Raw genomic sequence first — 10,388 nt, forward strand, 5'->3', positions numbered from 1 at the left:
CCTTCAGTCGTTCGCATCTGCCAACCATAAAAAACTTTAACGTTCGTGGAGATCGCACAATGAAGCGTCGCAGTTTGATCAAGGCTTTCACACTCACGGCATCCATTGCCGCGATGGGCATGACCTGGACGGTACAGGCCGCCGAGACCATCAAGGTCGGGATTCTGCATTCGTTGTCCGGCACCATGGCGATCTCCGAAACATCGCTCAAAGACATGGCGTTGATGACCATCGACGAGATCAACGCCAAGGGCGGGGTGAACGGCAAGATGCTTGAACCGGTGGTGGTCGACCCGGCGTCGAACTGGCCGCTGTTCGCGGAAAAGGGCCGGCAGTTGCTGACTCAGGACAAGGTCGCGGTGGTGTTCGGTTGCTGGACCTCGGTGTCGCGCAAATCGGTGCTGCCGGTGTTCGAAGAACTCAACGGCCTGCTGTTCTACCCGGTGCAATATGAAGGCGAAGAGATGTCGCCGAACGTGTTCTACACCGGCGCCGCGCCAAACCAGCAAGCGATCCCGGCAGTTGAATACCTGATGAGCGAAGAAGGCGGCAGCGCCAAGCGCTACTTCCTGCTCGGCACCGACTACGTGTACCCGCGCACCACCAACAAGATCCTGCGTTCGTTCCTGCATTCCAAAGGCGTAGCGGATAAAGACATCGAAGAGGTCTACACCCCGTTCGGCCACAGCGATTACCAGACCATCGTCGCCAACATCAAAAAGTTCTCGGCCGGCGGCAAGACGGCGGTGATCTCCACCGTGAATGGCGACTCCAACGTGCCGTTCTACAAGGAGCTGGCCAACCAGGGCCTGAAGGCCACCGACGTACCGGTGGTGGCGTTCTCGGTGGGCGAAGAAGAACTGCGCGGCATCGACACCAAACCGCTGGTGGGCAACCTCGCAGCGTGGAACTACTTCGAGTCGGTGGAGAACCCGGTGAACAAGAAGTTCGTCGATGACTGGAAAGCCTACGCGAAGAAACACAACCTGCCGGGCGCCGACAAAGCCGTGACCAACGACCCGATGGAAGCCACTTACGTCGGCATCCACATGTGGGCGCAGGCGGCGGAGAAAGCCAAGTCCACCGACGTCGACAAGGTCCGCGAAGCCCTCGGCGGCCAGACCTTCGCCGCGCCGTCCGGCTACACCCTGACCATGGACAAGACCAACCACCACCTGCACAAACCGGTGATGATCGGCGAGATCCAGGCCGACGGTCAGTTCAACGTGGTGTGGCAGACCGAGGGGCCGATTCGTGCGCAGCCCTGGAGTCCGTTCATTCCGGGCAACGACAAGAAGCCGGAGTATGCGGTGAAGAGCAACTGAGTTAACCCGCTCAACCTGATCGTTCCCACGCTCTGCGTGGGAATGCAGCCGGGGACGCTCTGCGTCCCAAAAGCGGACGCGGAGCGTCCGTTGAGGCATTCCCACGCAGAGCGTGGGAACGATCAATACAGGAACGCCCGTTATGTCCACTGCCCTTTACCGCTTGGTCCTGGCCCTCGTACTTTTACTGCCGATGGCCGCACACGCCAGCGACGCCGAAGACTTCGTTGCCGCCAACCCGACGCAACAGGCAAAACTGCTGGAAGCCTGGGCCGCGCAGCCCGATCCGGCCCGTGTCGAACTGATCAACGCCCTGCAACAAGGCGAACTGACCGTCGACGGCCAACCCAAAACCCTGCGCCTGAACAACCGCCTGCGGGGTCTGATCGACACCGCACTGGCCAGCCACCAATTGCTCGCCGTCGACGCCAAAACCCGTCTGACTGCCGCGCAGCAATTGCAGAAAAGCGCCAAACCGGCGCAGCTGAAATTCCTCGACCAGCAACTGGCTGGCGAAAAAGACGAAAGCGTCCACGCCGCCCTGAGCCTGGCGCTGGCCAACCTGCAACTGGTCGACACTGACCCGGCAGTACGCCTCGCGGCCGTGCGTCTGCTCGGTGAAACCGGCGACCCGTTGGCCCGCACTCGCCTCGAAGGTTTGCTCGAACCCGGCGTCGAGGCTGACGCCAATGTGCGCACCGCCGCCGAAACCAGCCTCGCCCAGGTCAAGCGCAAACTGCTGATCGGCGAACTGCTCGGCCAGGCCTTCAGCGGCATGTCCCTCGGCTCGATTCTGTTGCTCGCGGCGCTGGGCCTGGCGATCACCTTCGGCCTGCTGGGTGTGATCAATATGGCCCACGGCGAGATGCTGATGCTCGGTGCCTACTCGACCTACGTCGTGCAGTTGATGTTTCAGCGCTACGCACCGCAGGCCATCGAGTTCTATCCATTGATCGCGCTGCCGGTGGCGTTCTTCGTTACCGCCGCCATCGGCATGGCACTGGAGCGCACGGTGATTCGCCACCTCTACGGTCGCCCACTGGAAACCCTGCTCGCCACTTGGGGCATCAGCCTGATGCTGATTCAGTTGGTGCGTCTGGTGTTCGGTGCGCAGAACGTTGAAGTGGCAAACCCTGCATGGCTGTCCGGCGGGATTCAGGTGCTGCCGAATCTGGTGCTGCCGTACAACCGCATCGTGATCATCGCCTTCGCCCTGTTTGTGGTGGTGCTGACCTGGCTGCTGCTGAACAAGACTCGCCTCGGTCTGAACGTGCGAGCGGTCACCCAGAACCGCAACATGGCCGCCTGCTGCGGCGTGCCGACCGGGCGTGTTGACATGCTCGCCTTCGGTCTCGGCTCGGGCATCGCCGGGCTCGGCGGCGTGGCGCTGAGCCAGATCGGCAACGTCGGCCCGGACCTCGGCCAGAGCTACATCATCGATTCATTCCTGGTGGTGGTGCTCGGTGGCGTCGGCCAATTGGCCGGCAGCGTGTTCGCCGCGTTCGGCCTGGGCATCGCCAACAAGATTCTCGAACCGCAGATCGGTGCGGTGCTCGGCAAGATCCTGATCCTCGCGCTGATCATTCTGTTCATCCAGAAACGTCCGCAAGGCCTCTTCGCACTGAAAGGACGGGTGATCGACTGATGAACCAGCCTCTACTCGTAACGGCCACGCAAAAGGCCGGCCCCAAAGTTTCCAACGCTGTCGGTGCCGTTGTTCTCGCGTTGCTGATCGCCCTGCCGCTGCTGTCGTTGTTGCCGGCAGACAGTGCGCTGCATGTCTCGGCTTACACCCTGACGCTGGTCGGCAAGATTCTCTGCTACGCCATCGTCGCCCTGGCGCTGGATCTGGTCTGGGGTTATGCCGGTCTGCTGTCGCTGGGCCACGGTCTGTTCTTCGCCATCGGCGGTTATGCGATGGGCATGTACCTGATGCGTCAGGCTGCCGGTGATGGCTTGCCGGCGTTCATGACCTTTCTGTCGTGGAGCGAATTGCCGTGGTACTGGAGCGGCACCGGCAACTTCCTCTGGGCGATGTGCCTGGTGGTGCTGGCGCCGGGGTTGCTGGCGCTGGTGTTCGGCTTCTTCGCCTTCCGCTCGCGGATCAAGGGCGTGTATTTCTCGATCATGACCCAGGCCCTGACCTTCGCCGGGATGCTGCTGTTTTTCCGCAACGAGACCGGTTTCGGCGGCAACAACGGCTTTACCAATTTCCGCACGATCCTCGGTTTCGGCATCACCGAACCCGGCACCCGCGCGGTGCTGTTTCTGGCGACGGTGTTGCTGCTGGTGGCGAGCCTGTTCATCGGCTGGCGGCTGGCGCGCAGCAAGTTCGGCCGGGTGCTGACAGCGCTTCGCGATGCGGAAAACCGCCTGATGTTCTGCGGCTACGACCCGCGTGGTTTCAAGCTGTTCGTCTGGGTGTTGAGCGCGGTGTTGTGCGGATTGGCCGGCGCGCTGTACGTACCGCAGGTGGGGATCATCAACCCGAGCGAAATGTCGCCGACCAACTCGATCGAGGCCGCCGTGTGGGTGGCGCTTGGCGGGCGCGGCACCCTGATCGGCCCGCTGCTCGGCGCCGGTGTGGTCAACGGCATGAAGAGCTGGTTCACCGTGGCGTTCCCCGAATACTGGCTGTTCTTCCTCGGCGCGCTGTTCATCGTCGTGACGTTGTACCTGCCCAAAGGCGTGATCGGTCTGCTGAAGAAACGAGGTGAATCATGAGAGTCACGGCGAGCGCTGAATTCATGCTGGAACCGGCCTTTTTCCCGGTGGAGCCCAACAAGGACGAAGGCACCAGCCGCGACTCGATCGGCCTCGGACAACGCGTCGGTCCGGGCCTCGACACCCGTCACGGCACGATCCTGACCCTGGAAGACATCAGCGTCAGCTTCGACGGTTTCCGGGCGCTGAACGCTCTGAACCTGTACATCGGCGTCGGCGAACTGCGCTGCATCATCGGCCCCAACGGCGCGGGCAAGACCACGCTGATGGACGTGATCACCGGCAAGACCCGCCCGAGTCATGGCAAGGCGTGGTTCGGCGAAACCCTCGACCTGACGCAAATGAGCGAAGTACAGATCGCCCAGGCCGGCATCGGTCGCAAGTTCCAGAAACCCACGGTGTTCGAAGCCCTGAGCGTGTTCGAGAACCTTGAGCTGGCGCAGAAAACCGACAAGTCGGTGTGGGCCAGTTTGCGGGCGAAGTTGAGCGGCGAGCAGAAAGACCGGATCAGCGAAGTGCTCGACACCATTCGCCTGACCACCTCGGTCAATCGCCCGGCGGGGCTGCTGTCCCACGGGCAGAAACAGTTTCTGGAAATCGGCATGTTGCTGATGCAGGACCCGCAACTGCTGCTGCTCGACGAACCGGTGGCGGGCATGACCGACGCCGAAACCGAATTCACCGCCGAGCTGTTCAAGTCGCTCGCGGGCAAGCATTCGCTGATGGTGGTGGAACACGACATGGGCTTCGTCGGCTCGATTGCCGACCACGTCACCGTGTTGCACCAGGGCAGCGTGCTGGCTGAAGGTTCGCTGGAACAGGTGCAAGACAACGAGCGCGTGATCGAAGTCTATCTCGGGCGCTGAAGAGGAATTCCAACATGCTGCAAGTCGACAAATTGCATCAGTACTACGGCGGTAGCCACATCCTGCGTGGCCTGAGCTTTGACGTGAAGATCGGCGAAGTCACCTGCCTGCTCGGCCGTAACGGCGTGGGCAAGACCACGTTGCTCAAATGCCTGATGGGCCTGTTGCCGGCCAAGGAAGGCGCGGTGAACTGGGAAGGCAAACCGATCACCACGTTCAAGCCACATCAACGGGTACACGCCGGGATCGCCTACGTGCCGCAGGGCCGGGAGATTTTCGGCCGACTGACCGTGGAAGAAAACCTGCTGATGGGCCTGTCGCGTTTTCCCGGCAGCGAAGCCAAAGAGGTTCCCGCGTTCATCTACGAACTGTTCCCGGTGCTGCTGCAAATGAAACAGCGGCGCGGCGGCGACCTGTCCGGCGGTCAGCAACAACAACTCGCCATCGGCCGCGCACTGGCCAGCCGTCCACGGCTGCTGATTCTCGACGAACCCACCGAGGGCATTCAGCCGTCGGTGATCAAGGAAATCGGCGCGGTGATCAAAAAGCTCGCCGCCCGAGGCGACATGGCGATCCTGCTGGTGGAGCAGTTCTACGATTTCGCCGCCGAACTGGCCGATCAGTACCTGGTGATGTCCCGGGGCGAGATCGTGCAGCAGGGCCGTGGCGAAAATATGGAAGCCGAAGGTGTGCGCGGGCTGGTGACTATTTGAGGTTACGGTCTAATCTGTAGCGTCCTAACGATAATCAGAAAACATGAACTTACCTTTAGCGACTGCCCTGTTTACCCCGAGCTGGCATGCCGAGCTTGAGCTGGCCTACGCCCGCTTCGGCGATTGCACGCGGCCGACCCGACGCCGACACCTCGGTCCGTTGCGGGTGCAAAAGCATCTGTATGCCGAAGGGCCCGAGGTCTGCCAGCACATCATCGTCCACCCGCCGGGCGGGATTGCCGGCGGTGACCGGCTCGACATCAGCGCCCGCGTCGAACAGGGCGCCTGGGCACAGATCACCAGCCCCGGCGCGGCCAAGTGGTATCGCGCGGCGGGCCCCGCTTATCAGTCGCTGGACCTGCACGTCGCCGCCGGCGCGACACTGGAGTGGCTGCCCCAGGAAACCATCGTCTACAGCGCCGCCCAGGCGGAACTCACGACCTCGATCGATCTTGAAGGCGATGCACGACTGTTCTACTGGGACGTGGTGGCGTTGGGTCGTCCGGCCAGTGGTGAACGCTTCGACCTCGGGCATTTCCAGGCGCATCTGGATATTCGCCGTGATGGACGGTTGTTGTGGCATGAGCGTCAGCGCATCGTCGGTGATGACGGCTTGCTCGATTCGCCGATCGGGCTGGATGGCAATCCGGTGTTTGCGACGTTGTTGGTGACCGGCGAAATCGATGCCGAACTGCTGGAGCGCTGCCGCTCGCTGGGCCACGACGTGCGCGGGGATCTGACGCAACTTCCCGGACTTTTGGTCGCCCGTTGTCTGGCCAGTGAAGCGTTGCTGGCGCGTGGATGGCTGATTGATCTGTGGCGATTGCTCAGGCCTGCGTTGCTCGGCCGTGAAGCTCAGCCGCCGAGAATCTGGAGTACTTGAGGGCCAGCCCCTCACCCCCCGCCCTCTCCCCGGAGGGGAGAGGGAGCCTGACCGAGCTGTCTGGAAAGAATTTTGCAGTCTCAAAAAATTACTGACTGACCCGGCCATAACAAACAACCGAGATCAGTCCCCCCTCCGGGAGAGTGAGGGAACCTGACCGAGGTGACCGCTGGAAATGTTTCAGACACAAGAATTCAACTGACTGAACTGGCCATTGAAAACAACCGAGATCAGTCCCCTCTCCCTCCGGGAGAGGGCTAGGGTGAGGGGCGGTTCCAACTGCCCCCCTCAAACCGAAAGAACCACACAAATCTGCCCAAATGGATTTAAAACGATGGACCTGACCCCACGCGAAAAAGACAAGCTGCTGATCTTCACCGCCGGCCTCGTTGCCGAGCGGCGACTGGCCCGTGGCGTGAAGCTCAACTACCCGGAAGCCATGGCTTTCATCTCGGCGGCGCTGCTCGAGGGCGCCCGGGACGGCCAGACCGTGGCTGAACTGATGCATTACGGCACCACCCTGCTGACCCGCGATCAGGTGATGGAAGGCATCCCGGAAATGATCCCGGAGATTCAGGTCGAAGCGACGTTTCCCGACGGCACCAAACTGGTCACCGTCCACCAACCGATCGTCTGAGGCCGCGCCATGACTTACACCATTCGCGATGCACTGCACGCCGACCTGCCGGCGATCCGCGACATCTACAACGACGCCGTGCTCAACACCACGGCAATCTGGAACGAATCCCCGGTCGATCTCGGCAACCGTCAGGCGTGGTTCAGCGCACGCCAGAGTCAGGGCTATCCGATCCTGGTGATCGTCGACGCCGACAACACCACCCTCGGCTACGCTTCGTTCGGTGACTGGCGGCCGTTCGACGGTTTCCGTCACACGGTCGAGCACTCGGTCTACGTGCGCAGCGACCAGCGCGGCAACGGCCTCGGCCCGCAATTGATGACCGCGCTGATCGAACGTGCGAAAACCTGCGGCAAGCACGTCATGGTCGCCGCCATCGAAAGCGGTAACGCGGCGTCGATCCGTCTGCACGAACGCGCCGGGTTCATCATCACCGGGCAGATGCCGCAGGTCGGCACCAAGTTCGGCCGCTGGCTCGACCTGACGTTCATGCAACTGACCCTCAACCCTGGCGCGGAGCCGCCGCTCGCCAACAAGGAGTGACACCGATGAACCCCGCCCAACTGCGACGCGTCAATGCTGAAAGTTTTGCGCACTATCGTCAGGGCCTGATCGACCTGCTGCTCGACGCCGTGGGGTATGGCGCCAGCGTCGGCTTCATGGCCGATCTGGATGCCACTCAGGCCCGCGCCTATTTCGATGAAGTGCAGGACAACCTGAACAAGGGCAACGTCTTGCTGTGGGTGGTGGTCAAGGACGAACAGGTGCAGGCCAGCGTGCAACTGGGCCTGTGCCAGAAGGCCAACGGTCTGAACCGCGCCGAAGTGCAGAAACTGCTGGTGCGCGAACACGCCCGGCGGCGCGGCCTCGGCCAGCAGTTGATGGAAGCGCTGGAACTGACGGCCCGCCAGTACAAGCGCGGCATGCTCTACCTCGATACCGAGGCCGGCTCCCCCGCCGAAGACTTCTACAAGGCCCTGGGTTACACCCGCGCCGGGGAAATTCCCGATTACGCCTGCGACCCGAGCGGCACGTATCGCCCGACAGCCCTCTACTACAAGATCCTGCAAGGAGCCCACTGATGATTCCCGGCGAATACCGGATCCAGCCCGGCGACATCGAACTCAACGTCGGTCGTCGCACGATCAGCCTGAAAGTGGCAAACAGTGGCGACCGGCCGATCCAGGTCGGTTCGCACTACCACTTTTTCGAGACCAACGACGCCCTGACCTTCGACCGCGCCGCCAGCCGTGGCATGCGCCTGAACATCCCGGCGGGCACGGCGGTGCGCTTCGAGCCGGGCCAGAGTCGCGAGGTGGAGCTGGTGGATTACGCCGGGCACCGGCGGGTGTTCGGGTTTGCCGGGCGGGTCATGGGTGACCTCTGAGTCCGTGTGTGCCGCTGCCCCAGCCCTCTCCCAGGGGAGAGGGAGCCAACCACCGATAACCGCCCCACCGCGATCAGTCCCCTCTCCCTCCGGGAGAGGGTTGATGGCTCACCGCGATTTATCTGAAGGACGCTAGATGAAGATTTCCAGACAAGCCTACGCCGACATGTTCGGCCCTACCGTCGGCGACAAGGTGCGCCTGGCCGACACCGAGCTGTGGATCGAAGTCGAACAGGACTTCACCACCTACGGCGAAGAAGTGAAATTCGGTGGCGGCAAAGTGATCCGCGACGGCCAGGGCCAGAGCCAGTTGCTGGCGGCCGAAGTGGTCGACACTGTCATCACCAACGCGCTGATCATCGACCACTGGGGCATCGTCAAGGCTGACGTCGGCCTCAAGGACGGGCGCATCGCCGCCATCGGCAAGGCCGGCAACCCGGACGTCCAGCCGAACGTGAACATCGCCATCGGCGCCAGTACCGAAGTGATTGCCGGCGAAGGCATGATCCTCACCGCCGGCGGCATCGACACGCACATCCACTTCATCTGCCCGCAGCAGATCGAAGAAGCACTGATGAGCGGCGTCACCACCATGATCGGCGGCGGCACAGGGCCGGCCACCGGCACCAATGCAACGACCTGCACTTCGGGACCGTGGCACCTGGCGCGGATGCTCCAGGCGGCCGATGCGTTCCCGATGAACATCGGCCTCACCGGCAAGGGCAACGCCAGCCTGCCGGAGCCGCTGATCGAACAGGTCAAGGCCGGCGCCATCGGCCTCAAGCTGCACGAAGACTGGGGCACCACCCCGGCGAGCATCGACAATTGCCTGAGCGTCGCCGACCAGTACGACGTGCAGGTGGCGATCCACACCGACACCCTCAACGAGTCGGGTTTCGTTGAAACCACCCTCGGCGCGTTCAAGGGCCGCACCATTCACACCTACCACACCGAGGGTGCCGGCGGCGGCCATGCGCCGGACATCATCAAGGCCTGCGGTTTCGCCAACGTGCTGCCGAGTTCGACCAACCCGACCCGGCCGTTCACCCGCAACACTATCGACGAACACCTCGACATGCTGATGGTCTGCCACCACCTCGACCCGAGCATTGCCGAAGACGTGGCGTTCGCCGAAAGCCGTATCCGCCGCGAAACCATTGCCGCCGAAGACATCCTCCACGACCTCGGCGCGTTCTCGATGATCAGCTCCGACAGCCAGGCCATGGGCCGCGTCGGCGAAGTCATCACGCGCACCTGGCAGACCGCCGACAAGATGAAGAAGCAGCGCGGCCCGTTGCCTAAGGACGGCGAAGGCAACGACAACTTCCGTGCCAAACGCTACATCGCCAAGTACACGATCAACCCGGCGATCACCCATGGCATCAGCCACGAGGTAGGTTCGGTGGAAGTCGGCAAGTGGGCGGATCTGGTGCTGTGGCGCCCGGCCTTCTTCGGTGTAAAACCGACGCTGATCCTCAAGGGCGGCGCCATCGCCGCGAGCCTGATGGGCGACGCCAACGCGTCGATCCCGACCCCGCAACCGGTGCACTATCGCCCGATGTTCGCCAGTTACGGTGGCTCGTTGCATGCCACCAGTCTGACGTTCATCAGCCAGGCAGCGCAGGAATCCGGGCTGCCCGAAGTGTTGGGCCTGAAGAAGAAAATCGCCGTGGTCAAAGGCTGCCGCGACGTGCAGAAAACCGACCTGATCCACAACGATTACCTGCCCAACATCGACGTCGATCCGCAGACCTATCAGGTCAAGGCCGACGGCGTGTTGCTCTGGTGTGAGCCGGCCGAAACCCTGCCGATGGCGCAGCGTTACTTTCTGTTCTGATGTCTGGCCTCGGTCG

The 10,388-nt window shown here is 62.5% G+C and carries 11 protein-coding genes; all 11 read left to right on the forward strand.

The annotated features are described in order from the left end of the window. The first annotated feature begins 59 nt into the window (after nt 1-59). The 11 genes from urtA to ureC all read left to right on the forward strand — a co-directional run bounded on the left by urtA (nt 60) and on the right by ureC (nt 10,372). A complete protein-coding gene (urtA, locus tag AC3WRD_RS00335) occupies nt 60-1,325 on the forward strand; it encodes an urea ABC transporter substrate-binding protein (protein ID WP_102620102.1) in 1,266 nt (421 codons plus the stop codon). 142 nt (nt 1,326-1,467) lie between these two features. Continuing rightward, nucleotides 1,468-2,970: an urea ABC transporter permease subunit UrtB gene (gene urtB / locus AC3WRD_RS00340; protein ID WP_102620103.1), complete on the forward strand. Its 1,503-nt coding sequence runs from the start codon at nt 1,468-1,470 to the stop codon at nt 2,968-2,970. After that, complete coding sequence (urtC, locus tag AC3WRD_RS00345) at nt 2,970-4,049, forward strand: urea ABC transporter permease subunit UrtC (RefSeq protein ID WP_102620104.1); 1,080 nt, start codon at nt 2,970-2,972, stop codon at nt 4,047-4,049. Before urtB ends, urtC begins: the two co-directional genes overlap by 1 nt. After that, complete coding sequence (gene urtD / locus AC3WRD_RS00350; protein WP_085711202.1) at nt 4,046-4,915, forward strand: urea ABC transporter ATP-binding protein UrtD; 870 nt, start codon at nt 4,046-4,048, stop codon at nt 4,913-4,915. The genes urtC and urtD overlap by 4 nt, the downstream gene beginning before the upstream one ends. 14 nt (nt 4,916-4,929) lie before the next feature. Then, nucleotides 4,930-5,628 carry an urea ABC transporter ATP-binding subunit UrtE gene (gene urtE / locus AC3WRD_RS00355; RefSeq protein WP_102620105.1) on the forward strand — a complete coding sequence of 233 codons (699 nt, stop codon included), beginning with the start codon at nt 4,930-4,932 and terminating at the stop codon, nt 5,626-5,628. 43 nt (nt 5,629-5,671) lie between these two features. Next, nucleotides 5,672-6,511 carry an urease accessory protein UreD gene (locus AC3WRD_RS00360; RefSeq protein WP_102620106.1) on the forward strand — a complete coding sequence of 280 codons (840 nt, stop codon included), beginning with the start codon at nt 5,672-5,674 and terminating at the stop codon, nt 6,509-6,511. 334 nt (nt 6,512-6,845) lie between these two features. After that, entirely contained in the window at nt 6,846-7,148 is a 303-nt protein-coding gene (gene ureA, locus AC3WRD_RS00365) for an urease subunit gamma (RefSeq protein WP_007950602.1), read from the forward strand. 9 nt (nt 7,149-7,157) lie between these two features. Further along, the gene (locus tag AC3WRD_RS00370; RefSeq protein WP_102620107.1) at nt 7,158-7,691 is read left to right on the forward strand and encodes a GNAT family N-acetyltransferase; all 534 of its coding nucleotides are present in this window, start codon (nt 7,158-7,160) and stop codon (nt 7,689-7,691) included. Between the two features lie 5 nt (nt 7,692-7,696). Further along, entirely contained in the window at nt 7,697-8,230 is a 534-nt protein-coding gene (locus tag AC3WRD_RS00375; RefSeq protein ID WP_102620108.1) for a GNAT family N-acetyltransferase, read from the forward strand. Then, nucleotides 8,230-8,535: an urease subunit beta gene (locus AC3WRD_RS00380; protein ID WP_096819774.1), complete on the forward strand. Its 306-nt coding sequence runs from the start codon at nt 8,230-8,232 to the stop codon at nt 8,533-8,535. The genes AC3WRD_RS00375 and AC3WRD_RS00380 overlap by 1 nt, the downstream gene beginning before the upstream one ends. 136 nt (nt 8,536-8,671) lie before the next feature. Next, complete coding sequence (gene ureC, locus AC3WRD_RS00385; protein ID WP_102620109.1) at nt 8,672-10,372, forward strand: urease subunit alpha; 1,701 nt, start codon at nt 8,672-8,674, stop codon at nt 10,370-10,372. Nucleotides 10,373-10,388: the final 16 nt, after the last annotated feature.

The sequence above is a fragment of the Pseudomonas sp. FW215-R2 genome (genome assembly GCF_058789255.1).

Excerpts from the sequence above, each read along its gene's own strand:
- urtD (WP_085711202.1), top strand. The coding sequence starts at position 4,046 with ATGAGAGTCACGGCGAGCGCTGAATTCATGCTGGAACCGGCCTTTTTC.
- urtE (WP_102620105.1), top strand. The coding sequence starts at position 4,930 with ATGCTGCAAGTCGACAAATTGCATCAGTACTACGGCGGTAGCCACATC.
- AC3WRD_RS00380 (WP_096819774.1), top strand. The coding sequence starts at position 8,230 with ATGATTCCCGGCGAATACCGGATCCAGCCCGGCGACATCGAACTCAAC.
- urtA (WP_102620102.1), top strand. The coding sequence starts at position 60 with ATGAAGCGTCGCAGTTTGATCAAGGCTTTCACACTCACGGCATCCATT.
- urtC (WP_102620104.1), top strand. The coding sequence starts at position 2,970 with ATGAACCAGCCTCTACTCGTAACGGCCACGCAAAAGGCCGGCCCCAAA.
- ureC (WP_102620109.1), top strand. The coding sequence starts at position 8,672 with ATGAAGATTTCCAGACAAGCCTACGCCGACATGTTCGGCCCTACCGTC.
- ureA (WP_007950602.1), top strand. The coding sequence starts at position 6,846 with ATGGACCTGACCCCACGCGAAAAAGACAAGCTGCTGATCTTCACCGCC.
- AC3WRD_RS00370 (WP_102620107.1), top strand. The coding sequence starts at position 7,158 with ATGACTTACACCATTCGCGATGCACTGCACGCCGACCTGCCGGCGATC.
- AC3WRD_RS00375 (WP_102620108.1), top strand. The coding sequence starts at position 7,697 with ATGAACCCCGCCCAACTGCGACGCGTCAATGCTGAAAGTTTTGCGCAC.
- urtB (WP_102620103.1), top strand. The coding sequence starts at position 1,468 with ATGTCCACTGCCCTTTACCGCTTGGTCCTGGCCCTCGTACTTTTACTG.
- AC3WRD_RS00360 (WP_102620106.1), top strand. The coding sequence starts at position 5,672 with ATGAACTTACCTTTAGCGACTGCCCTGTTTACCCCGAGCTGGCATGCC.